The sequence below is a fragment of the Kocuria dechangensis genome, from assembly GCF_014636775.1.
GTDB classification, from domain to species: Bacteria; Actinomycetota; Actinomycetes; order Actinomycetales; family Micrococcaceae; genus Kocuria; species Kocuria dechangensis.
Genome location: NZ_BMEQ01000001.1, coordinates 91,157 through 114,028, shown reverse-complemented (window position 1 = coordinate 114,028; position 22,872 = coordinate 91,157). Strand labels below are relative to the sequence as shown.

Here is a 22,872-nt window from a genome sequence, read left to right as displayed (position 1 = left end):
CGGGAGCCCCGTGCGTCGGCGGAGGCCGCGACGGGCGGATACGGTGGAGGGATGCACTCCCCTCCCGGTCCCTTCGTGGACTCCTCGCGGCTCGTGGCCGCGGCAGGACCCGCGGTCTACCAGCGCGGCCAGGAGTACAACCGGTCCGGCCGGGTCCGCTCCGTGCAGTGGTCCCCGGGCGCCGACGGGACGGGCCGGCTGACCGCCGAGGTCGAGGGCTCGGGCGCCGTGTACTCGGTCTCCGTGCGCCTCGGCGCCGGCGGCGTGCCCGGGCCGGCATGGTGCAGCTGCCCGGCCGGCGGGTTCTGCAAGCACGCCGTGGCCGCGGTGCTGCGCAACAACTTCGAGACGGCCGTCCTGGCCCACCGCGCGGGCGGCTCCGCCGCCCCCGCCCTCCGGCCGGGCCAGGACCGGGAGGCCCCCGGGGCCCCGGACTGGAAGGACGCCCTCTCCCGGATCCTGGGCGGGGCGCCCGGACCGGGGCTGCCGGAGGCCGAGGAGACCGGCGGCGCGGGCCTGGAGTTCGACCTGCGCCGGGAGCCGTTCCGCCACGTGCACGGCCGGCCCGGCAGCGGGCGCCCCGCGGCGCCGTGGCACGTGTACGTGCGGCCGGTGCGCCGGGGGCGGCGCGGGCAGTGGATCAAGGGCGGCCTGGACTGGGAGCGGGTCACCGGCGACGCCTCCGCCTCCCTCACCCCCGCGCAGGTGGACTGGTTCGACGAGCTGCGCGCCCTGAGCGCCACCCGCTCCCCCTACGTGGTCCACGACCGGCACTGGATCCGGCTGGACTCCTACGCCTCGCCCCTCCTGTGGGGCATCCTGGCCCGGGCGGAGGACGCCGGGATCTCCCTGGTGGGCCGGGAGCACGGGCTGCCCGTGACGGTCGACGAGCCCGGCCGGTTCTCCGTGGACGTCGTCCGCGGCGCGGGCGAGGCCCTCCAGCTGCGGCCGACCGTGGACAGCGGCGGGCGCCGCGTCGCGCTCGCCACCGCCCGGATCATCGGCGACCCCGGCCACGGGCTGTTCCACCCGGACGGCGACCCCCAGGCCGTCGCGGACACCGAGGACCTCAACGTCTTCCCGCTGCGCCTGGTGCCGCTGGCCACCCGGCTGACCCGCGAGCAGCGGCGCTTCCTCGACACCGCGGGCGGCCTGACGATCCCCGAGAACGAGGTCGACGAGTTCTTCGACCGCTACTTCCCGCGCCTGCGGCGCAGCATGGACATCGGCAACGGGGACGGGTCCATCGAGCTGCCGCAGGTGGCGGACCCCGAGCTGGTGCTGGTCCTGGAGCACCAGGACCTGACGATCCGCGTCCGCTGGGAGTGGGAGTACCAGCGGGGCCGGGACCGCGTCCGGCTGCCGTTCCGGCCGCTGGACCCCCTGGCCGACGAGCCCGTGGACCGGGAGAGCTCCTGGGAGACGGCCGTCGCCGCGGCCGTGCAGCACCGGGCGCCGGGGATCGACCTCCGCCGCTCGACCTACGTGGCCGGGGACGCCCTGGTGCTGGTGCGCGAGTGGCTGCCCGAGCTCGAGAAGGTCCAGGACCTCCGGATCGAGCACACGGGGACCCGTCCGGCGTACCGGGAGATCTCCGCCCCGCCCACCATCACCGTGAGCACCGCCGCCACGGAGCGCCGCGACTGGTTCGACCTGGGGGTCACGGTCAAGGTGGGCGAGTTCTACATCCCCTTCGCCGACGTCTTCCGCGCCCTGGACCTGGGCCAGGACGTCATGCTCACCCCCGACGGGTCCTGGTTCGCCCTGGACCGCCCCGAGTTCGACCGGCTGCGCGAGCTCATCGCCGAGGCCCGCTCCCTCCAGGACGGCCCCGAGGGGCCCCTGCGGATCCACCGGCACCAGGCCGGGCTGTGGCAGGACCTCGAGGACCTCGCCACCGACACCGACCAGGCCGAGGCCTGGCGGACAGGGGTGCGCGCGCTGCTCGACCTCGCCGCTCCGGGACGCGGCGGCACAGGGGACGCGGCAGGGGACGCCGGGGGGACCTCCGGGGACGCCCCCGTGGCGGCGGCCGCGGTGCCCGCCACCCTGCACGCCGAGCTGCGCCCGTACCAGCGGGACGGCTACTCGTGGCTGGCGTTCCTGTGGGACCACGGGCTGGGCGGGATCCTCGCCGACGACATGGGCCTGGGCAAGACGGTCCAGGCCATCGCCCTGATCTGCCACGCCCTCGAGCGGGACCCGGGGCTGCCGCCCTTCCTGGTGGTCGCCCCCACGTCCGTGGTGCCCAACTGGGTCACCGAGATCCACCGCTTCGCGCCGTCCCTCGTCGTCGCCGGCGTCACGGACACCCAGGCGAAGGCCGGCACGGAGCTCGCGCGGACGGCCGCCGGCGCGCACGTGGTCGTGACGTCGTACACCCTCCTGCGCCTGGACGAGGCCGCCTACCGGGGCACGACGTGGGCGGGCGTGCTGCTCGACGAGGCGCAGTTCGTGAAGAACCCCCGCACCAAGGCCCACCGGGCCGTCAAGGAGATCGACGCGCCCTTCAAGCTGGCGATCACCGGCACCCCCCTCGAGAACAGCCTCACCGAGCTGTGGGCCCTGCTCACCCTCACCGCCCCGGGACTGTTCCCGTCGCGGCGGAAGTTCTCGGAGAGCTACCAGCGGCCGATCGAGCGGGGCGAGGACGCCGAGGCGCTCGCCCGCCTGCGCCGGCGCGTGAAGCCCCTCATGCTGCGCCGCACCAAGGAGTCCGTGGACCTCGACCTGCCGCCGAAGCTGGAGCAGACCATCGAGGTGGAGCTCTCCCCGGCCCACCGCCGGATCTACGACACGCGCCTCCAGAGGGAGCGGCAGAAGGTCCTGGGGCTGCTGCGGGACCTCGACCGCAACCGGTTCACGATCTTCCAGTCCCTGACCACCCTGCGGCTGCTCAGCCTCGACGCCTCCCTCGTGGATCCCGAGGCCGACGTCTCCTCGAGCAAGCTCGACCTCCTGTTCGAGCACCTGCCCGAGATCGTCGCCGAGGGCCACCGGCCCCTCGTGTTCAGCCAGTTCACGAGCTTCCTCAAGAAGGCCGCCGCCCGCCTCGACGAGCTGCGGATCCCCTACGCCTACCTCGACGGCTCGACGACGGACCGCGCCCGCGTGCTGGAGCGGTTCACCTCCGGGGAGGTGCCGGTGTTCCTGGTCAGCCTCAAGGCCGGCGGCTTCGGGCTGAACCTGACGCAGGCCGACTACTGCTTCCTGCTCGACCCGTGGTGGAACCCGGCCACGGAGGAGCAGGCGGTGGACCGCACGCACCGGATCGGCCAGCAGAAGAAGGTCATGGTCTACCGGCTGGTGGCCAAGGACACCATCGAGGAGAAGGTCATGGAGCTCAAGGAGCGCAAGGCCAGGCTGTTCGCGGCGGTCCTGGACGACGACCGAATGTTCTCCGGCGCCCTGACGGCCGAGGACATCCGGGGCCTGCTGGAACCGTAGGCCAGGCGCAACCCCCCCGCTCACCAGCAGGTCAACAGTCGGTCATAATCCGCGGGGGCCGCAGGACGCGGACGGCGAGCGGCTAGCATCGACAGCACGACCGACGGCTCGGTCCTTCGGCGCGACCACGGTTCGTGCTCCCCGCGCCGCAGCCCACCACCACGACATCTCGACCGGAGGATCCCACCATGCCCTACGCCGTGGCGGGTCTGACAGGCTTCGTGCAGCGCTACGGGCCGCTCATCTCGGCGATGGCCGAGCGGGGCCTCACCCGGGGCCAGGTGCGGTTCCGCTTCCTGCTCCTGTTCCCCGAGGAGTCCCCCGCCCTGCTCGACGAGGCGATCTCCCACCTGAACCAGCGGTTCTCCCTGGAGACGGCCGCCCCGCAGATCAGCGACGCCGCGATGCGGGCGGGGATCTGGCTGGCCCTCGCGCAGCACCTGGGCCTGGACCCGGACCCGGACCACGCCGCCGTGCACCTGAGCACGGAGACCGTCCGCGACGTGACGGGGCTCCTCGCGGCGACCGACGCCGACGGGTCCGTGACCCGCCGGACCCTGTCCCTGATCGGCGCGGCGATGAAGCACTGTGCCGAGGACCCCACGACGACGTTCAGCGCCCACGACTACGAGCGCGCGCGCCTGGGCCTGTGCACGGACGCCCGGTTCCTGTGCTCGCTGGCGCACTACTGGCCGGCCCCCGAGCGCACCGTCTCCCAGCGCCTGGGCGACGGACGGTGGCTGGTGGCCACGGACGGGATGGGGTTCTCCGCGGAGGAGGGGGAGCCGGGGCACCGGGCGTTCACCGAGGAGGAGTACGCCGCGGCCGTGACGGCGTTCCTCTCCCACTGCCGCACCACCGGGCGCAGGCCCACCACGGCACGCTACGGGCGGTGGGCCGTCTCCGAGGGCGCCGGCCGGACGCCCCGCCCGTATTTCGACGGGGTGCGGCGGTTCTTCGGCTCCTGGGAGGAGGCCATGCGCTTCGCCTCGTCCCGGCAGCCCGCCGACGAGCACACGGGCGAGGGCTTCGGCGACACGAGGACGTGGTCCGACCTGGCGACGCCCGAGGCGCAGGAGATGCTGGGCCGGCAGGGCATCGGGGTGGTCTCCGCCGCGGGCGGCCGCTCCCAGGCCGCCGACGAGGGCGTGTGGGAGGACCTGCGCACCCTGATCGCCACGGTGCTGGCCCGGCTGCCGTGGAACGACTTCCTCGTCGTCGAGTACGAGCTCCGCACGCACGGGCCGGAGGCCCCTGCCGCCTGGGCGGGCGTCGGACCCCACGGCGTCGAGTGCGCCGTGGTCTCGGGCGGCCAGCTGAGCCGCGCGGAGTGGCCCGTCGACGACACCTTCTTCCACGAGGACGAGTGGCACGAGCCCTCGGCGTGGGACCAGCCGTGGACCACGGCCCCGCACGGCTTCGCCGAGGCCGCGCAGAAGCTGGTGGACGGCCTGCGCTTCGGCTGGGGCTGCTCCGACCCCTACCGCTTCCACTGGGGGGTCGGGTCCTTCCCCGCCGAGCCGGTGGGCGGGAGCGGGGCCGCCGTGCTCGCGCCGGACCAGCGGCGCTGGCACGCCGACCCCGCCGGCACGGACGCCGCCCCCACCGCCGCCCCCACGGACACGGGGGCCACGGACGCGGGCGCCGACGACCTCTGAGCGGGACGCGCTCCCGGTGCGGGCACTCATACGCTGACGCGACGCAATCATGCGGGACCCATATTTCCGCTCGTGTGAGATGCGCCATAGGCTGACCCGGTGTCCCGTCCGCCCTCTCAGGAGCAGCCCATGAGCTCACCCGCCCCGACCACCCCCCGGACGAGCGGGCGGCCCCGCCGCAGCCTCCGCCACGACTGGTCCGCGTCCGCGGCCCTGGCCGGCCTGATCGCGGTGGTCGTCTCCTACTCCGGACCCGTCCTGGTGGTCCTGGAGGCGGCGCGGGCCGGAGGGCTCAGCCCCGAGCTGACATCCTCCTGGGTGTGGGCCATCTCGGTGGGCTCCGGCCTCACCTGCGCCGTCATGAGCCTGTGGACCCGCCAGCCCGTCATGGTGGCGTGGTCCATCCCCGGAGCGGCGCTGCTGATCACCTCGCTCGGCAACTACTCCTTCTCGGACGCCGTGGGCGCCTATGTCGTCACCGCCGTCCTCGGCCTCCTCCTGGGCGTGACCGGGCTGTTCGGGAAGATCCTGGCCGCCGTGCCCAAGCCCATCACCGCGGCCGTCCTCGCGGGCGTGCTGTTCCCGTTCTCCATCAAGGTGGCCGCGGCCGTCGTCGAGAACCCGTGGGTGGCGGGCGCCCTGGTCCTCGGCTACCTCCTGGGCCGGCGCTTCTTCCCCCGCTACGCGGTCTTCGGGGCCCTGGCCCTGGGCGTGCTCATGGCCGTGGTCCGGGGGCGGATCGAGCCCGTCGCCCTGGACCTCGGCCTCACGGCGCCGGTGCTGACGCTGCCGACGTTCTCCTGGGAGGCGATCGCCGGCATCAGCATCCCGCTGCTGATCGTCACGGCGGCCGGGCAGAACGCCCCGGGCCTGGCCATGATGCACACGGCCGGCTACGAGGCCCGGGACCGCCTCCTGCTGGGGGCCTCGGGCGTCGCGTCGATCGCCTTCGCCCCCTTCGGCAGCCACGCCCTCAACCTCGCGGCCGTGACCGCCGGCATCGCGACGAGCCCCGAGTCCCACCCGAACATCGACCGGCGCTACGTGGCTGGCATCTCGTGCGGGTTCTTCTACGTCCTCTTCGGGCTGTTCGCCGACACCATCGTCGCCGCGTTCTCGGCGATCCCGCCGGGCATGATCACAGCCCTCGCCGGGGTGGCGCTGCTCGGCGCGCTCCAGGGCTCGTTCTTCGACAGCATGCACCCGGGCCGGCACCAGCCGGCGGTCATCGAGGCGGCCCTGATCACCCTGGTGGTGACGGTCTCCGGGATCCAGCCGTTCGGCATCGTCTCGCCGTTCTGGGGCATGCTCGTGGGCATCGCGGCGTACGCCATCCTCCGCCGCCCCAGCGCCTCCCGCGGGCGCTGACGCCCCGGGCGGCGCCCGCCGCCGGAACCGCACGCACCGTCACGAAAGCGAACGGTGAGCGTCCCCTCTTGCGGGGACAGACACCGAGACGCGTGCGGCTCCCGGGCCGGACGGTCGCGGCGACGCCGCGGATCGCCCCCGGATTTCCGCCGTTCTCCGGCTCCGCCGCGCTCCGCGCCGTTCCCCCGGTCGTCCCCCGGTCGTCCCCCGGAGGGGCGTCACGAGGGGCGGCGGCGATCTCGGCGGGAGAAGCAGGTGCCGTTCCGCCACGGGTCCGATAAAGTGACGCTCGTGGTGAAAGCCACAGCAATGGGGGAAATTGCACGGGTCGGACCGATTCGGACGCACTGGGGGGTGCACCGTCTCCGGCGCCCGTGTTCTGAAAGCCGCTCAGCCCACGGCTCTCCTCTGTTGAGGCGTTCAACGCCTGCCGATGGCCGCGGGTCCTCCACCGGAGGCGCATCTCTCCCCGCGCCGGGCGGACTCCTACTGCCCGTTCCCGCGGCCATCGGTCCTCAACGGACCTGCGCGGCACCGACCGGACGTGCTCGCTGCCCGCCCCCCGCGCCGTGGAGCGATCACCCGCCGGCGGACCGGGCACCCCGGCGTACGGACCACCGGTGCGGCCCCATTAGGATCGTAGGGCCGCGCCCGGCGTCGTCGACCCCTGGCGCGCGGCACCGCCCGCTGCCGCCCGCCGAGGAGCCCTCCCATGCCCGACCAGGTCCCGGGGACCGTCGAACACGTCCTGACCGTCCACTGCCCGGAGGCCCACGGACTCGTCAGCGCCATCACCTCCAACCTCACGGAGCAGGCCTGCGACATCTTCGACGTCAAGCACTTCTCCGACCGGTTCACGGACGAGTTCTTCATCCGCTGCCACACCGTCAGCGAGGAGGGCAGCGCGACCGTCGAGTCCCTCACCGAGGGCTTCGCCCCGGTGGCCGCCCGGCACGGCATGCGCTTCCGGCTCGTCTCCGTGGAGCGCCGGACCCGGGTCCTCGTCATGGTCTCCCGGTTCTCCCACTGCCTCACCGACCTGCTGCACCGCACCCGGATCGGCGAGCTGCCCATCGAGATCGTGGCCGTGGTCTCCAACCACCTGGACCACAAGAGCCTCGTCGAGTGGCACGGCGTCCCGTTCCACCACGTGCCCGTCACCGCCGCGACCAAGGAGCACGCCGAGGGGCGGCTGCTGGAGCTCGTGGACCGCTACGACGCCGAGCTCGTCGTCCTCGCCCGCTACATGCAGATCCTCTCGGACGAGCTGACCCGCGAGCTGTCGGGGCGGTGCATCAACATCCACCACTCGTTCCTGCCGTCCTTCAAGGGCGCCAAGCCCTACCACCAGGCCTACGCGCGCGGGGTGAAGATGGTGGGTGCCACCGCGCACTACGTGACCGGCGACCTCGACGAGGGCCCGATCATCGCGCAGCGCGTCATCCCGGTGGACCACGCCCACACCCCCGACGACCTGGTGGCTGTGGGCCGTGACGCCGAGATGCAGGCCCTCTCGCGGGCCGTGAAGTGGCACGCGGAGGGGCGCGTGGTGCTCTCCGGCAACCGGACCATCGTCCTGGTCTGAGGGACCCGTCCGGCTCAGCCGGCCGGCGCCGGCGCCAGCGGCGCCACCCGGACCGCGACGCCGCGCTCGAGCGACTCCTGGGCGGCGTCGGCCACGCGCGAGGCGGCCACGGCGTCCCGGGCCGTGCAGGGCGGGTCGAGCTCGCCCCGGACCACCTCGACGAAGGCCGCCATCTCGCGGCGGTAGGCCACGGCGAAGCGCTCGTGGAACGTGGTCCAGGGCGGTCCCGGCGGGAAGCCGGTCCCCGGCTCGGCCGACCGGAGGGCGGTGTGCCGGTCCAGGCCCACCGCGATCGAGTCCAGGGACCCCTGCAGCTCGAGCCGCACGTCGTGGCCGGCCCCGTTGTAGCGGGTGGCGGAGACCGTGGCGAGGGTCCCGTCGTCGAGGGTCAGCACGGCCAGGGCGGTGTCCACGTCGCCCACCGCCCCGATCTCCGGGTCCCCGGTGTTGGACCCGCGGGCGTAGACCTCGACGACCTCGCGGCCGGTGATCCAGCGCAGGACGTCGAAGTCGTGCACGGAGCAGTCGCGGAAGAGCCCGCCGGAGGTCGCGAGGAACTCGAGGGGCGGCGGGACCATGTCCCCGGTCACGGCCCGGACGCTGTGCAGCCGGCCGAGCTCGCCCGAGTCGAACGCCTGCTTGGCGCGCACGTACCCGGGGTCGAGCCGGCGCTGGTGGCCGATGTGCACCGGGGCCCCCGTCCGCTCGATCTGCTCCACGAGGGGCAGGGCCTCCTCGACGGTGAGGCCCACCGGCTTCTCGCAGAAGACGACGACCCCGGCCGCGAGGCCCTGGCGGATCAGGCCGACGTGGGTCGCCGTTCCGGTGGCGACGACGAGGCCGTCCACGCCGTCGTCGAGCGCGGCCTCGACGGAGGGGCTGGTGCCGGCGCCGAGGGGCCCGGCCACGGAGGCCGCCTGCGCGGCGACGGCGTCCACGACGGTCAGCCGCACAGCGGGTCCCCCGTCGGGGGCGCGCAGGGCGGCGAGATGGGCGGCGTGCATGGCGCCGATGCGGCCGGCGCCGACGAGCGCGATGCGCACGGGCGCGGTGGTCACGGGGTCGGTGGTCACGGGCTGGGTGTTCACAGGTGCTCCTTCGGCGGGCCCCAGGGGCCGGGCGTGGACCGGCCCCTGGGGCCCGGCGTCGTGGCCGGTTCCCGGGGGCCGGGGCTTGTCAGGCGCGGGGGCGGGAGAGGGACTCCGCCATGTCCGCCTGGACCTGCTTCATCTGGCTGGTGTGCCCGCCGAGCTGCTCGAGCTCGTGGGTGAGCTCCTCCAGCTCCGCGCCGCCGGCCATCTGGGCGGTGAGGTCGCCCAGCAGGATGTCCTTCTTCTCGTAGTAGCCGATGGACTTCCCGCGCTTGAGCAGCAGGAACCGGTCCCCCACGGGGTAGGCGTGGTGCGGGTTGTGGGTGATGAACACGACGCCCAGCCCGCGCTCCTTGGCCTGCAGGATGTAGCGCAGCACCACCCCGGACTGCTTCACGCCCAGGGCGGCGGTGGGCTCGTCGAGGATGAGGACCTTCGCCCCGAAGTGCACGGCCCGGGCGATGGCCACGCACTGGCGCTCACCGCCGGAGAGGGTGCCGATGGGCTGGTCGACGTCGCGCAGGTCGATGCCCATGTCCGAGAGCTCCCGCTTGGTGATCTCCTTCATCTTCGCGACCTCCAGCCGCTTGAAGGGACCGAACCCGGTGGTGAGCTCCGAGCCCAGGAAGAAGTTGCGCCACACCGGCATCAGCGGCACCACGGCGAGGTCCTGGTAGACGGTGGCGATGCCGGCGTCCAGGGCCTCCCGCGGCGAGGTGAAGGTGGTCTCGGCGCCGTTGACCCGCAGGATCCCGTCGGTGTGCTGGTGCAGCCCGGCGATGATCTTGATCAGGGTGGACTTGCCGGCCCCGTTGTCGCCCAGCACGCAGGTGACCTTCCCGGCCTCGACGGCCATGGTGACGTCGCGCAGCGCGATGATGTTGCCGTAGCGCTTGCCCACGTTCTCGAGCTCGACCAGGGGCGCGACGGTGTCGGTGGTGGTGCCGGCGGTGGTGCCGGTGGGGGTGTTCTGCGTCGACACGGTGTTCACCTATTTCCTCTCGATGCGCTTGCGCACGTACATGTTGACGATGGTGGCCAGCAGCAGCATCAGGCCCAGGAAGAACTTGAACCAGTCCGGGTTCCACTCGGCGTAGACGATGCCGCGCGAGGCGATGCCGAAGATCAGCGCACCCAGGGCCCCGCCGATCGCGGAGCCGAAGCCGCCGGTGAGCAGGCAGCCGCCGATCACCGCGCCGATGATGTAGAGGAACTCGTTGCCCACGCCCTCCCCGGACTGCACGGAGTCGAAGGCGAAGAGGTTGTGCATGCCCAGCAGCCAGCCGCACAGGCCCACGCCCATGAACAGCCCGATCTTGGTGCGCGCCACCGGCACGCCCACGGCCCGGGCGGCGTTCTCGTCCCCGCCCACGGCGAAGATCCAGTTGCCGATCTTCGTCTTGAGCAGGATGAACGAGGCGATGGCCACGAGGGCGATCCAGTAGAAGACCGTGATCCGCACCTCCACCCCGCCGATGCTCACCGAGGAGGCGAAGATCGCCTTGGCCGCGGCGAAGCCGTCCATGGTGCTGATCGAGGGCGAGGAGACCGAGCCGCCGATCAGGCGGGTCAGGGCCAGGTTCAGACCGGTGAGCATCAAGAAGGTGGCCAGGGTGACGATGAAGGAGGGGAGCTTGGTGCGCATCAGCAACCAGCCGTTGACGAAGCCGATGAGCAGGGACACGGCCAGGGCCACGCCCACCCCCACCCAGACGTTGAGGGCGAAGTACCAGCTGAACATCGAGGCGGTCAGGGCGGAGGTGATCACCGCCACGCCGGTCGAGAGGTCGAACTCCCCGCCGATCATCAGCAGGGACACCCCGACCACCATGATCCCGATCGTCGAGGCCCCGTAGAGGACCGTCGAGATCGACTGCGGGGCGGTGATCGACGGGGCGGCGACGGCGAAGAACACCGCGACCACCAGCGCGCCCACCAGGGCACCGATCTCGGGGCGGGCCAGGAACGCACCCAGCGGACCTCGGGTCTGGACCCGCTCGTCGGCCGGGGCGGCTGCGGTGGGCGTGGGCGGGGCTCCGGAGGAGCTGCGGTCCGGCGCGGGTGCGGCGGCCGGGGTGCGGGTGGAGGACATGGCTTCCTTCTCCTGGTTTTCGGGCCCGCTCAGCGGACGCCTTCCTGTGCGTACTGGAGGACCTGCTCAGCGTTGGTGGAGTCCACCACGGCGGGTCCGGTGAGCGTGGGCTGGCCGCCGCCGATCTTGAAGGCGCCCCGGTGGTTCTGCCACAGGGAGTCCACGGACAGGTAGCCCTGCAGCCACGGCTGCTGGTCGATGGTGAACAGCACGTCGCCGTCGACGATCGCCTGCGCGAGGTCGCCGTTCATGTCGAACGAGGCCACGGTCACGTCGCTGCCGGCCGACTCCTTCGCCTCGAGCAGCGTCATGGTGATGGGGGCGCCGAGCCCGATGATCGCGTCGGCCTCCGCCGAGGTCTGCAGCTTGGCCGTGGCCGTGGAGGACACCTGGGTCATGTCGGTGCCCTGCACGTAGAGGATCTCCGTCTCGGGCAGCGCCTCCTTGACACCGGCGCACCGGGCCTCGAGGCCCACGTGGCCCTGCTCCTGGATCACACAGATCGGGTGCTGCAGTCCTTCCTCCTTGAGCCGTTCCCCGGCGGTCTCACCGGCCAGCTGCTCGTCGGACCCGAAGTGTGCGAAGGCGCCGAGATCCTCGAACTCCCCTTCCCCCGCGTTGAGCGAGACCACCGGGATCCCGGCCTCCTCGGCCTTGCCCAGCACGTCCCGCAGGGCGTCGGGCTTGGCCAGGGTCACGGCGATGCCGTCGACGCCCTGGTCGATGTACTGCTGCACGAGCTGGGCCTGGCGCCCGCCCTCGGGGTCGGAGCCGTAGAGGAACTCCACGTTGTCCTTGGCCGAGGCCTCCTCGGCGCCCTTGCGGATGGTGTCCCAGAAGGTGTCACCGGGGGCTGCGTGGGTGACCATCGCGATTTTCATCGGCTCGGTCTGGGCCACCTGGCCGCCGCCCTCCCCGGTGTCCGCGGCGGGCCGGCGGCCGCCCTCCGAGGAGCAGCCCGCCAGCGCCACGGCGGGGAGGAGCAGCGCGGCAGCAGCCGCGCGGCGCCGTCGCACCCCCGTCCGCCGGCCCTCGGGGGAAACACGTCGTGCAGTCATGGAAGTTCTCCTCATGTCGCTGCGGGGCCTCGCGCCTCGATGCGCCCACCTCGGCCGTCCGCTTGGGGATCATCCTGAGTGAGCCGGATCACATGTGTCAATAGAATGTATGGACATTCTCACAAGAGGGCGTCCACAATTGGGGTGGGGACCCTCCCCCGGCGCAGTCTCGGTCCGCGAGGCTCCGCCGACAGCTACTCTCCGAACAGGCCCCGGTGCGGACCGGCCGCTGTCGAGGACGACACGGCCGGCCCGCACCGCGCGACCGCCAGCCCGCCCACGACGGGGCGGTGCCGCCGACGACCCGGCGGCGCCGCCCCTCGCCAGACCCCTTGGAGGCCCCCATGTCCGGCCCACTCCGTCTCACGGTCGACAAGACCTCTCCCGTCCCCCTCTACCACCAGGTGGCCCAGGGCCTCGAGGACGCGATCCGCAGCGGCGAGCTCCCTCCGGGGACCAAGCTGGACAACGAGATCGACCTGGCCAACCGCCTCAACCTGTCCCGCCCCACCATGCGCAAGGCCATGGACCAGCTGGTCCAGGCCGGGCTGGTGGTGCGCAAGCGCGGTGTGGGGACACAGGTGGTGGGCTCCCAGATCCGCCGCTCCCTGGAGCTGAGCAGCCTGCACGACGACCTGCAGCGCAGCGGGGGCGCGCCCAGCACGAAGGTGCTGGACTTCGCCGTGGTCCCCGCCGAGAACGACATCGCCGAGCTGCTCGGCCTCGCGCCGGGCGCGGAGGTCTACCACCTGGTGCGCCTGCGCAGCACGGACGGCGAGCCGCTGGCCCTGATGGAGAACTGGATCCCCGCCGCACGGTGCGAGCTCACGCGCGAGCGGCTCGAGCAGGAGGGCCTCTACGCGGTCCTGCGGGGGCAGGGCGTCAACTTCCAGCTCGCCCACCAGCGCGTGGGGGCCGTGAACGCGGACGAGTTCCAGGCCGGACAGCTCGGCGTGGAGCCCGGGGCGGCCCTCGTGGCGATGAGCCGCACGGCCATGGACGACGTCGGGCGCCCCGTGGAGACGGGACGGCACGTCTACCGGGCCGACAAGTACAGCTTCGAGCTCACCCTCGTCCAGCGCTGAGCGGCCGCGCCCGCGGCAGCACGGCACAGGAGCACACGGCACGCCGCAGCGGCGGACACAGCAGACGACACGGCAGACCACACAGCTGACGACACAGCAGACGACACAGGAGGAACACATGACCGCCGCCCCCGCCCGCCCCGAATGGGTCTACCCCAAGGGCTCCGCCGCCCAGGACGGCTGGTTCGTCTCCCTCGGCGGCCACGACTCCGCCACCGAGGTCCCCGGCTGGGCCCACACCGGCCTGCGCGTGGCCGACCTGGCACCCGGCGAGGGCCTCGCCCTCGACGCCGTGGACGAGGAGCGGATCGTGGTCCCCCTGTCCGGGGCCTTCCGCGCCGACGCCGGGGGGAGGACCTACGACCTCATGGGCCGTCCCTCCGTGTTCTCCGGCCCCACCGACGTCCTCTACACCGGCGTCCGCACCGACCTGACCCTCATCTGCGAGGAGGGCGGCCGCGTCGCCGTGGCCTCCGCGCCGGCCCGCGAGGAGTACCCGGCGCGGCACGTGCTCCGCGAGGAGGTCCCCGTGGAGCTGCGCGGGGCGGGCAACTGCTCCCGGCAGGTGCACAACTTCGGCACCCCCGCGGCCCTGGAGGCGGACCGCTTCATCGTCTGCGAGGTGCTGACCCCCGCCGGCAACTGGTCCTCCTACCCCCCGCACAAGCACGACGAGGAGAAGGAGGGCGAGACCGCCCTCGAGGAGATCTACTACTTCGAGACGCAGCTCGCCGCGGGCATGCCCCCCCCCACCGCGGAGGAGGGCGGCGCGGACGCCCTCGGCTACCAGCGCGTCTATGCCTCCGACGACCGGCCCATCGACGTCAACGCCGAGGTGCGCTCGGGCGACGTCGTCCTCGTCCCCTACGGCTGGCACGGCCCCGCCATGGCGGCGCCGGGCTACGACATGTACTACCTCAACGTGATGGCCGGGCCGGGCCGGGTCCGGGAGTGGATGATCAGCGACGACCCGCACCACGGCTGGATCCGCCGCACCTGGGACGGGTCGGCGGTCGACCCGCGGCTGCCGTTCGGCCGCTGAGCGGGGTGGGGCGCCCCGCACGGCCGGCCCGCGGCGCCCCGGCCCCCGGCCGCGGCGCCGCGGGCCGGGGTCCCTCCGCAGACCCCGCCGCTCCGCCGTGGAACCGCCGGCTCGCCCTGCTGGTGGCCACGGTGATGTTCATGGAGCACCTGGACGGCACGATCCTCGTCACCGCGGCCCCGGCGATCGCCGCGGACCTCGGCGTGTCCAGCGCGGAGGTGGGCATCGCGGCCACCGCCTACCTGGTCACCGTGGCGACCTTCATCCCCGTGGGCGGATGGCTCGCACGGCGGTTCGGCCCCCGGCGCGTCTTCTGCGGCTCCATCGCGGTCTTCACGCTGGCGTCCGTGCTCTGCGCCGCCAGCGGAAGCCTCCCGGCGCTCGCGCTCGGCAGGGTGCTGCAGGGACTCGGCGGCGCCCTGATGGTCCCCGTGGGCCAGCTGATCGTGCTGCGGGCCACGGACAAGCGCCGGTTGCTGCAGGCCATCGCCTGGATCACCTGGCCGGCCCTGCTGGCGCCGCTGATCGGCGGGCTCCTGACCACCTGGGCGGGCTGGCCGTGGATCTTCCTGGTCAACGTGCCGGTGGGCCTGCTCGCCCTGGTGGTGGCCCTGCGGACCGTGCCGGACTCCGGCGCCGCCCCGGGCCGGCTCGACCGGTGGGGGCTGCTGTGGTGCTCCGTCGCCCTGTTCAGCCTGGTCACCGGCATGGAGCTGGTCTCCGGCACGGACCGCGCCGGAACGGGGATCCTGCTGCTGTGCGCCGCCGGGGCCGGCGCCGCGCTCGCCGTCCGGTGGATGCTGCGCACGGACGAGCCGCTGCTGGACCTGCGGCTCTACCGGATCACCACCTACCGGACCGCCAACTCCGGAGGCTTCGTCTACCGGCTGGTGATCAGCGCGGTGCCATTCCTGCTACCCCTGCTGTTCCAGGACGGGTTCGGGGGCTCGCCCGCGCAGGCCGGGCTCCTGGTCACCGCGGTCTTCCTCGGCAACATCGGCGTCAAGCCGATGACCACGCCCCTGCTGCGTCGGTTCGGCTTCCGCACCGTGCTGATCGCCGCCGTGGCGGGCGGAGCCGCGTGCCTCGCGGCGTTCACGCTGCTGACCGAGCGGACGCCGCTGCCGGCGGTCGTGACCCTGCTGCTGCTCAGCGGCGCCCTGCGGTCCGTGGGCTTCACCGCCTACAACTCGCTCCAGTTCGCCGATGTGGAGGCCGAGCGGATGCCCTCCGCCAACACGCTCTCCGCCACCAGCGCCCAGCTGGCCACGGGTCTCGGCGTGGCCGTGGGCGCACTGGTCCTGCAGTCCTCCACCGCGCTGGGGCCGGACACCGCCGGCGAGCTCTTCCCCTACCGGGCCGCCTTCACCGTGCTGGCGCTGCTCCTGCTGGTGCCCCTGGTGGGGACTGTGAGGCTCCCCGGCACGGCGGCGGCCCACCTCACCGGGCGCCCCGGCCCCCTCCCCCCGCCGGAGCGCGCCGGCCCGCGGAGCACCTCGGACGACGGGGCCGCATCGGGAACGCCCCGGGCGCCCGGGATGTGACCCGGACCTCCCTCAGGTCTTCCTAAATGTCCTGACATATGGTCAAATTCACATTGACGCCGGCCTCTCGCGCTCCCGCCCCACGCACCGGGCCCGGCGCCTGCACCGCGTCGCCTCCACTCCGCCTTCTCCACCCTGTCTCCTCCGAAAGGCCCCGCCATGCCCCTCGTGCGCATCGACGTCATCGAGAACCGCCGCACCCCGGCCCAGCTGCACGAGCTCGCCGACGTCGTCCAGGACGTCATGCTCGACACCTTCGCCGCACCCGCCCGCGACCGCTACCAGATCATCACGGAGCACCGGCCCGGCCAGATCATCGCCGAGGACACCGGGCTGGGCTTCACCCGCACCGACGACCTCGTGGTCGTCCAGGTCTTCCAGCAGGGCCGCACGGAAGACCAGAAGAGAGCCATGTACCGGGCCCTGGCCGAGCGGCTCCAGCAGCGCACGGGGCTGGACCCGCACGACCTCATCATCTCGGTCACCGAGAACACCCGCGCCGACTGGTCCTTCGGCGAGGGCGTCGCCCAGTTCCTCGAGGGCCACCTCTGAACGTCCCACCCCTGCACCACCGCCCCAGCAGCGCCGTCACGATAGGTTCACCGTCTTGCCCTCTTCCCACATGTTCTCCGGCACCTCCTCCCGCGTCCTCGTGATCGGGGGTGGCTACGTCGGCCTGTACGTCGCCATGAAGCTGCAGCAGAAGGTCGCCGCCCAGGGCGGGGTGGTCACCGTGGTCGACCCCCGCCCGTACATGACCTACCAGCCCCTGCTGCCGGAGGTGGCGTCCGGGGCCGTCGAGGCCCGCCACGTGGAGGAGGCCCTCCAGCTGCGCAACTCCGTCCTGGAACGCATCGAGCACGCCTCCCTGCTCCCGGAGGGCAGCCCGGAGCGGGCGCGGGCGCTGACCGTCGTCGGCGTCGGCGGCGGCTTCGCCGGGATCGAGGCGATCACCGAGCTGGAGGACATGGCACGCCAGGCCGTGGCGGCCAACCCGCGGGTCGGAGCCCACGAGCTGCGCTTCGTGCTGGTGGAGGCCATGGGCAGGGTCATGCCCGAGGTCACCGCCGAGCAGGCCGAGTGGGTGGTGGAGCACCTGCGCTCCCGCGGCATCGAGGTGCTGCTCGACACCTCCCTGGCCTCGGCCGTGGACGGGGTGCTGGAGCTGGTCGCCATGCCCGACCGGGCCCCTGCCCGGACCCTCGAGGCGGACACGCTGCTGTGGACCGCCGGGGTGCAGCCGGCCCCCGCCGCCCGCCACTACGGCTTCCCCCTGGACGCCCGGGGGCGGGTCACCGCCGACGCCACCCTGCGCGTCCTCGACGAGGCCGGCCGCCCGGTCCCGGGGGCCTGGACCGCCGGGGACGTCGCCGCCGTCCCCGACCTCACCGGCGGCGGCGTGGGCGGGTACTGCGTGCCCAACGCCCAGCACGCCGTGCGCCAGGCCAAGCACCTGGCCCGCAACCTGCTCGCCGTCCGGTCCGGCGACGGCCGCCTCACCGAGTACAGGCACCACAACCTCGGGGCCGTGGCCGGATTCGGCAGGCACCAGGGCGTGGGCCGCATTCTCGGAGTGAAGCTCACGGGCGCCCCGGCCTGGCTGGCCCACCGCGGCTACCACGGGGCGGCCGTGCCCACCTGGGAGCGCAAGCTCCGGGTGCTCACCGACTGGACGCTGGCCGCAGCGCTCGGACGGGACACCACCGACACCAGCGACGTGGCCACCCCCTACCGTGCATTCCAGGACGCGGCCTCCCCCCCCGGCCCGCCGTGGCCGCGACCACCGGCGCCTGAGACCCACCGGGCCGCGGGCAGCACCCTCCCGCCCGCCGGGTCCGCTGCCCGCGAGGTCCCCGGCAGCAGGCCCGGCACGGTGCGGTCGGCCCCGGGGCCGACCGCACCGCTGCCTCCCCATCCCCGTCCCGCCGACCGACCTCCTGGATGCCATGCCCCTCCCCACCCCGCTCCTCCCCTCTTCCCTCCGGCCCTCGCGCGATCCTCGCCCAGGTGCGCCCCGTGCACTCCGGCAGCCGGACCGCCCCTCGGCCGCCCTCCCCGCGGGCGACGCGTGCCCGGAGCCCTGCCACTTCTGCACCGGACCCGAGACGGACTGACGGCGCCGGGCCCCGCCGATGCCGTCAGTCCGCTCGGGCGCGGCGGAGAGCTGCCGGCGGAGCCGGTGCTGCTCGAGATCGCCCGCGCCCACGGAGCCGGCGTGGGGCAGGTCGTGCTGCGCCGGCACGTCCAGCACGGGGTCGTCCCGATCCCCTCCTCGGCCGCCCCGGACCGGCAGCCGCGGGCCGCTCGCCGCTGCACCGCCGTCCGGACAGCGCGAAGGGCGCCTCCCCGGCCGGGGAGGCGCCCTTCGCGCGCACCGGGCGCGATCAGCGCGGCACGGGGACCGCTGCGGCCGCGTCCTTGAGCACGCAGGCGGCGACCTCGAGACCTTCGATCCGGCCCAGGGAGACGTCCTCGTGCTCGATGTTGACCGCCATGTCCGGGTCGACCTCCTGCAGCGCGGTGAGGAACTCGGTCCAGAAGGCGGTGTCATGGCCGCGGCCCAGGGCCACGAAGTCCCACGCGGAGTCCTTGGGCCACTCGTTGGCCCATTCATCCCCGCCGAGGTTGGTGCGGTTCTCCTCGGGCGAGAGGCGGCGGAAGCTGTTGTCCAGGACACCGTAGAGCGCGGCGTTCTCCTTGTTGATGCGGACGTCCTTGGCGGCCGCGTGGAAGATCAGCGGGCCGAGTTCGCGGACGACGGCGACCGGATCCATCTGCTGCCAGAACAGGTGCGACGCGTCGAGCTCGACGCCCACGTGGGTGGCACCGGTCAGCTCGATGAGCTTCCGGACATCGGCCGTGTTGAACACGACGTTCTGCGGGTGCAGCTCCAGGGCCACCTTCACGCCGTGGTCGGCCGCGAGGCGGTCGGTCTCCTTCCAGAAATCGGCGACGACGCCCCACTGGTAGTCCAGGACGTCCAGGGCCGCCGAGTTCCAGGCGTTGACGATCCAGTTCGGCACGGTGGCCCCGGGCTCCCCGCCGGGCAGCCCGGACATGGTCACCACCCGGTCCTGGCCCAGGCGGTGTGCGAGCCGGATGGAGCGGCGGATGTCCTCGGCGTGCTTCTCGCCGATCTCCCGCTTGGGGTGCAGCGGGTTGCCGTTGCAGTTGAGGCCTGCGATCGAGACGCCGGTCCCCTCGAAGATCGCCAGGTAGTCGTCGCGGGCGGCGTCGCTCTCGAGGATCCGGTCCATGTCGGGGACGTGGACGGCCGGCAGGAATCCTCCGGTGTTGATCTCGATGCCGGTCAGGCCCAGGTCCGCGATGACCTTCAGTGCTTCGGGGAGCGGCCTGTCGTGCAGGATCGCGTTGTAGACGCCGAGCTTCACAGGACGACCTTCTTTCCGTGGTGGGTGGCCGACTCCACGGCCGCCTCGAGGATCTCCATGTTGTGCACTCCCTCGTCGAAGGAGGCGTTGCGGGGCAGGGACGAGGCCTCGTCCAGTCCGGCGACCTCCTCGAGGAACGCCCGTGCCTGGTAGCCGAAGGCGTCGTTCTGCCCGAAGCCGACGCCGGGGGCGTCCATGGCCAGCCCCTGGGACAGGTACGGGTGGCCCGGGCCCAGGTTGATGGTGCGGTAGCCGTTGGTGGCCTCGGGACCGTCGGTGAGGAACAGCTCGATCTCGGCCGGGCGCAGCTGGTTGAACCGGGCCGCGCCCTTCTCGCAGAAGACCTCGAACGTCAGCGTGTTGGGGTGCCCGGCGGCCACCCGGGAGACCTCGAGGCTGCCGGCGCCCTGGGCGAACTCGGCGGAGAAGGCGGCGTAGTCGTCGTTCTCGACCGGCTCGTGCTCGTCGCCGACCTCCACCAGGTGGTGTCCGGTCACCGCCCCCAGCGGCAGGGGGCGCTCGGTGATCGTCGTGGCCAGCCGGCCCCCGCTGACGGAGCGGACGTCCCCGCAGAGGAACTCCGCGACGTAGGACAGGTGGCTGCCCACGTCGGCCAGCGCCCCGGAACCGGGCCCGCCCTTGTAGCGCCAGCTCATCGGGGCCTTCGGGTTGAACCCGTAGTCGGTCCAGTAGCGGCCGCTGAAGTGCAGGACCTTGCCGAGGGTGCCGTCCAGGATGAGTTCCCGGACGGCGGCGATGCCGGGGGTGCGGCGGAAGGTGAAGCCCACCCGGCCGATGGAGTCCGCCGCGGCCGCGGCGCGGGCCATGGAGCGGGCGTCCTCGAGCGTGTCGCTCAGCGGCTTCTCGCACAGGACGTGCTTGCCGGCCTCCAGCAGGCCCTCCACCACCTGGCGGTGGAACCTGTTGGCGATCACGACGCTGACCACATCCACCGCGGGGTCCTCGGCGATCGCCTCCCAGGAGGCCACGGCGTTCTCGTAGCCGTAGCGGCGGGCGACGTGGCCGCCGAGCTGCTCGTTGACGTCGCCGATGGCGACGTAGCGCAGCGGCGGGAGGACGGGGTCGTAGAGCGTGGGGGCGACGCGGTAGGCGGCGGCGTGGGCCTGCCCGGCCATGCCGGCGCCGATGACGGCGATGCCGATGCTGTCAGTCATGGTCCCTCCTGGGAACGGGGATGGGAGACGGGGTGAGGAGTGCGGCGGGAGCGGTGCGGCAGTGTGACGCACCTCTCTTTGGAGCGCTCCATCACAGCGTAGAATCAGTCACAGGACACGTCAAGGGATATGTCAGGACATGATTGCCGAGGAGTGCGCAGTGACCGGAACCGAGGCCCGCCGCCGGCCCACCATCTACGACGTCGCCGAGGCCGCCGGGGTGTCTAAGTCCCTGGTGTCCCTGGTGCTGCGCGGGTCGCCCAGCGTGTCGGAGGCGCGGCGCACGGCCGTGCTCGACGCCATGGCCCGCCTGGACTACCGGCCCAGCCAGGCGGCCGCGGCGCTGGCCGGCGCGACCACCCGCACCATCGGGGTCGTCATCGACGACTACCGGAACCTCTGGTTCGTGGAGCTGCTGCGCGGCCTGCAGGAGGGCCTCGCCCCGCACGGGCTGCGGATCGCGGTCGCGGACCACACGCTCAACGCCCACGTGGAGGCGCACCCGCTGGACGGTTTCCTGTCGATGCGCGTCGACGGGCTGGTGATCGCCACCGAGCCGACCGGGGCCATGCGCGTGCCCGAGGGGCTGCCCGTCGTGGTGGCCGGCCACCGGGAGGGCGTGGTGCCGGGCGCCGACGTCGTCGCGAACGACGACCGGCTCGGCGCCCGCCTGGCGACGGAGCACCTGGTCGGGCTCGGCCACCGCGGGATCGGCCATCTCACGGGCGGCGGCGGAGCGGCCCGGCTGCGGGCGGAGGGCTTCGCGGAGGCGATGGCCGCGGCCGGTCTCGAGCCGCGGACCGTCGCGGGGGACGGCGCCACCACGGAGGAGGACGGCTACGTCGCCGCGGTGCGCCTGCTCGACACCGCGCCGGAGACCACGGCGGTCTTCGCCGCCAACGACACCATGGCCATGGGGGCGCTCGCCGCGGCCGGCGAGCGCGGGCGGCGCGTGCCGCAGGACCTCTCCGTGGTCGGCTACGACGACTCCCCCATCGCCTCCACCCACCTCCTGCAGCTGACCACCGTCGACAGCCGCAACGCGGAGATCGGCGCGGTGGCCGCCGAGCGGCTGGTGGCACGGATCGGGGGGAGCCCCGCCCCGGAGACGGCGGTCCTGCTCGACCCGCAGCTGGTCGTCCGGGGGTCCACCGCGGCGCCCCGCTCGACCGCGTGACGGAGGAGCGCGCCGTCGCCCCGCCGGGGGGACGCGTCAGGGCGCGGCGGGGCCGCCGCCCCGCCGCGCCCTGACGCAGGCCCGCCGCTGCCGCTCAGGCGCGGGCGGGAACCTGTGCCGTGCCGTAGAGCTCCGGCTTGGGCTGCATCTGCACGGGCACGATCTCCCCGCTCGCCTGCGCCCGGACGCCGGCCTCGCAGCACGCCGCCGTGGCGTAGCCGTCCCAGGCCGAGGGCCCGCCGATCTGCCCGCGCGCCGCCGCGTCGACCCACGCCTGGATCTCGCGGTCGTAGGCCTCGACGAAGCGCTCCTCGAAACCGGGGGTCACCTGGCCGCCCCAGGTCCCGGCGGTGCGGACGTAGGGCTCCTGGTCGCCGCCGATCCCGACGATGCCGGTCTCGAAGGACGCCTGCGTGGCGACCTGGTAGCCGAACTGGGCGTTGACGTAGGCCTCGACCTGGGCGAGGATCCCGGACTCGGTCTCCATGAGGACCAGCTGGGGGTCGCGCTGGCCCGCCGGGGCGTTGCGGGTGGAGCGCCCGATCCGGACCTGGACCGAGGTGATCTCCTCGCCGGTGAAGAAGCGCACGGCGTCGAACTCGTGCACCACGGAGTCGTTGATGATCATCTCGTTGGTGAAGCCCGCGGGGGTGGTGGGGTTGCGGTGCTGGTGGTGCAGGGTCAGCAGCTCCCCGTAGGTCTTCTCCTCGATCATCCGGCGCAGCGCGAGGTAGCCCGCGTCGAAGCGGCGCATGAAGCCGACCTGGACCAGCTGCCGGCCGGCGGCGGCCTCCGCCTCGACCACCCGCCAGGAGGACTCCGCGTCCGGGGTCAGCGGCTTCTCGCACAGCGTGGGCAGCCCGTGCTCGATCGCGGACAGCAGCACCTGCTCGTGCAGGAACCCGGGCGTGGCGATCAGGGCGGCGTCGACGTCGTCCCGGTCGAGCACCTCCTGGAAGTCCGTGTGGGCGACCGCGCCGGGGATGTGGGCGATGGCGGCCTCGGCCCGGGACCTGTCGATGTCGACGACGGCGGCGATCTCGGCGCCGTTGATCCGGCGGTGGATGCGCTCGATGTGGTCGGCGCCCATGCGGCCGGCTCCGACGACGGCTACGCGCAACGGGTTGTTCATGGTGGTCTCCTTCCTCTGCCCCTGCG

General features: G+C 73.3%; 16 protein-coding genes and 1 pseudogene. 10 read left to right on the top strand and 7 right to left on the bottom strand.

Going from position 1 to position 22,872, the window contains the following annotated elements:
• Positions 1 to 51 precede the first annotated feature (51 nt).
• The 4 genes from IEW07_RS00470 (at position 52) to purU (ending at position 8,058) form a co-directional block, all read left to right on the top strand.
• Positions 52 to 3,447 (top strand): DEAD/DEAH box helicase, encoded by a 3,396-nt coding sequence (locus IEW07_RS00470; RefSeq protein ID WP_188533871.1) that lies wholly within the window; start codon positions 52 to 54, stop codon positions 3,445 to 3,447.
• Between the two features lie 188 nt (positions 3,448 to 3,635).
• The gene (locus IEW07_RS00465) at positions 3,636 to 5,105 is read left to right on the top strand and encodes a TY-Chap domain-containing protein (protein ID WP_188533870.1); all 1,470 of its coding nucleotides are present in this window, start codon (positions 3,636 to 3,638) and stop codon (positions 5,103 to 5,105) included.
• A 129-nt stretch (positions 5,106 to 5,234) separates the two neighbouring features.
• A complete protein-coding gene (locus IEW07_RS00460; RefSeq protein WP_188533869.1) occupies positions 5,235 to 6,473 on the top strand; it encodes a benzoate/H(+) symporter BenE family transporter in 1,239 nt (412 codons plus the stop codon).
• Positions 6,474 to 7,185: 712 nt separating this feature from the next.
• A complete protein-coding gene (gene purU, locus IEW07_RS00455) occupies positions 7,186 to 8,058 on the top strand; it encodes a formyltetrahydrofolate deformylase (protein ID WP_188533868.1) in 873 nt (290 codons plus the stop codon).
• 14 nt (positions 8,059 to 8,072) lie between these two features.
• Here purU and IEW07_RS00450 read toward each other — a convergent pair whose 3' ends face one another.
• The 4 genes from IEW07_RS00450 to IEW07_RS00435 all read right to left on the bottom strand — a co-directional run bounded on the left by IEW07_RS00450 (position 8,073) and on the right by IEW07_RS00435 (position 12,299).
• Complete coding sequence (locus IEW07_RS00450) at positions 8,073 to 9,146, bottom strand: Gfo/Idh/MocA family protein (protein WP_268235508.1); 1,074 nt, start codon at positions 9,144 to 9,146, stop codon at positions 8,073 to 8,075.
• Between the two features lie 88 nt (positions 9,147 to 9,234).
• Positions 9,235 to 10,068, bottom strand: a complete 834-nt coding sequence (locus IEW07_RS00445; RefSeq protein WP_229741496.1) for an ATP-binding cassette domain-containing protein — start codon at positions 10,066 to 10,068, stop codon at positions 9,235 to 9,237.
• 72 nt (positions 10,069 to 10,140) lie between these two features.
• A complete protein-coding gene (locus IEW07_RS00440; protein ID WP_188533866.1) occupies positions 10,141 to 11,241 on the bottom strand; it encodes an ABC transporter permease in 1,101 nt (366 codons plus the stop codon).
• A gap of 29 nt (positions 11,242 to 11,270) precedes the next feature.
• Positions 11,271 to 12,299 (bottom strand): substrate-binding domain-containing protein, encoded by a 1,029-nt coding sequence (locus IEW07_RS00435; RefSeq protein ID WP_229741458.1) that lies wholly within the window; start codon positions 12,297 to 12,299, stop codon positions 11,271 to 11,273.
• Positions 12,300 to 12,643: 344 nt separating this feature from the next.
• On the opposite strand from IEW07_RS00435, the gene IEW07_RS00430 reads away from it, so the two are divergent.
• The 5 genes and pseudogenes from IEW07_RS00430 to IEW07_RS20805 all read left to right on the top strand — a co-directional run.
• A complete protein-coding gene (locus tag IEW07_RS00430) occupies positions 12,644 to 13,384 on the top strand; it encodes a GntR family transcriptional regulator (protein WP_188533865.1) in 741 nt (246 codons plus the stop codon).
• A gap of 118 nt (positions 13,385 to 13,502) precedes the next feature.
• Positions 13,503 to 14,426 (top strand): 5-deoxy-glucuronate isomerase, encoded by a 924-nt coding sequence (gene iolB, locus IEW07_RS00425; RefSeq protein WP_188533864.1) that lies wholly within the window; start codon positions 13,503 to 13,505, stop codon positions 14,424 to 14,426.
• A 5-nt stretch (positions 14,427 to 14,431) separates the two neighbouring features.
• Complete coding sequence (locus IEW07_RS00420) at positions 14,432 to 15,970, top strand: MFS transporter (RefSeq protein ID WP_229741457.1); 1,539 nt, start codon at positions 14,432 to 14,434, stop codon at positions 15,968 to 15,970.
• 159 nt (positions 15,971 to 16,129) lie between these two features.
• Positions 16,130 to 16,522 carry a tautomerase family protein gene (locus tag IEW07_RS00415; RefSeq protein WP_188533863.1) on the top strand — a complete coding sequence of 131 codons (393 nt, stop codon included), beginning with the start codon at positions 16,130 to 16,132 and terminating at the stop codon, positions 16,520 to 16,522.
• Between the two features lie 70 nt (positions 16,523 to 16,592).
• Positions 16,593 to 17,813: pseudogene (locus IEW07_RS20805) on the top strand (NAD(P)/FAD-dependent oxidoreductase); the annotation flags it as partial.
• Positions 17,814 to 18,354: 541 nt separating this feature from the next.
• Here IEW07_RS20805 and IEW07_RS00405 read toward each other — a convergent pair.
• On the bottom strand, positions 18,355 to 19,362 hold the full coding sequence (locus tag IEW07_RS00405) for a sugar phosphate isomerase/epimerase family protein (RefSeq protein ID WP_188533862.1): 1,008 nt from the start codon (positions 19,360 to 19,362) through the stop codon (positions 18,355 to 18,357).
• Positions 19,359 to 20,537, bottom strand: a complete 1,179-nt coding sequence (locus IEW07_RS00400; RefSeq protein ID WP_188533861.1) for a Gfo/Idh/MocA family protein — start codon at positions 20,535 to 20,537, stop codon at positions 19,359 to 19,361. Before IEW07_RS00400 ends, IEW07_RS00405 begins: the two co-directional genes overlap by 4 nt.
• A gap of 139 nt (positions 20,538 to 20,676) precedes the next feature.
• Here IEW07_RS00400 and IEW07_RS00395 point away from each other — a divergent pair, with 139 nt between their 5' ends.
• Positions 20,677 to 21,714 (top strand): LacI family DNA-binding transcriptional regulator, encoded by a 1,038-nt coding sequence (locus IEW07_RS00395; protein WP_188533860.1) that lies wholly within the window; start codon positions 20,677 to 20,679, stop codon positions 21,712 to 21,714.
• A gap of 94 nt (positions 21,715 to 21,808) precedes the next feature.
• Here the strand turns inward: IEW07_RS00395 and IEW07_RS00390 are convergent, their stop codons facing one another.
• A complete protein-coding gene (locus tag IEW07_RS00390) occupies positions 21,809 to 22,846 on the bottom strand; it encodes a Gfo/Idh/MocA family protein (RefSeq protein WP_188533859.1) in 1,038 nt (345 codons plus the stop codon).
• Positions 22,847 to 22,872: the final 26 nt, after the last annotated feature.

Coding starts and splice junctions, on each gene's coding strand:
- IEW07_RS00470 (WP_188533871.1), top strand. CDS start 52: ATGCACTCCCCTCCCGGTCCCTTCGTGGACTCCTCGCGGCTCGTGGCC.
- IEW07_RS00465 (WP_188533870.1), top strand. CDS start 3,636: ATGCCCTACGCCGTGGCGGGTCTGACAGGCTTCGTGCAGCGCTACGGG.
- IEW07_RS00460 (WP_188533869.1), top strand. CDS start 5,235: ATGAGCTCACCCGCCCCGACCACCCCCCGGACGAGCGGGCGGCCCCGC.
- purU (WP_188533868.1), top strand. CDS start 7,186: ATGCCCGACCAGGTCCCGGGGACCGTCGAACACGTCCTGACCGTCCAC.
- IEW07_RS00440 (WP_188533866.1), bottom strand. CDS start 11,241: ATGTCCTCCACCCGCACCCCGGCCGCCGCACCCGCGCCGGACCGCAGC.
- IEW07_RS00435 (WP_229741458.1), bottom strand. CDS start 12,299: ATGACTGCACGACGTGTTTCCCCCGAGGGCCGGCGGACGGGGGTGCGA.
- IEW07_RS00430 (WP_188533865.1), top strand. CDS start 12,644: ATGTCCGGCCCACTCCGTCTCACGGTCGACAAGACCTCTCCCGTCCCC.
- iolB (WP_188533864.1), top strand. CDS start 13,503: ATGACCGCCGCCCCCGCCCGCCCCGAATGGGTCTACCCCAAGGGCTCC.
- IEW07_RS00415 (WP_188533863.1), top strand. CDS start 16,130: ATGCCCCTCGTGCGCATCGACGTCATCGAGAACCGCCGCACCCCGGCC.
- IEW07_RS00400 (WP_188533861.1), bottom strand. CDS start 20,537: ATGACTGACAGCATCGGCATCGCCGTCATCGGCGCCGGCATGGCCGGG.
- IEW07_RS00395 (WP_188533860.1), top strand. CDS start 20,677: ATGATTGCCGAGGAGTGCGCAGTGACCGGAACCGAGGCCCGCCGCCGG.
- IEW07_RS00390 (WP_188533859.1), bottom strand. CDS start 22,846: ATGAACAACCCGTTGCGCGTAGCCGTCGTCGGAGCCGGCCGCATGGGC.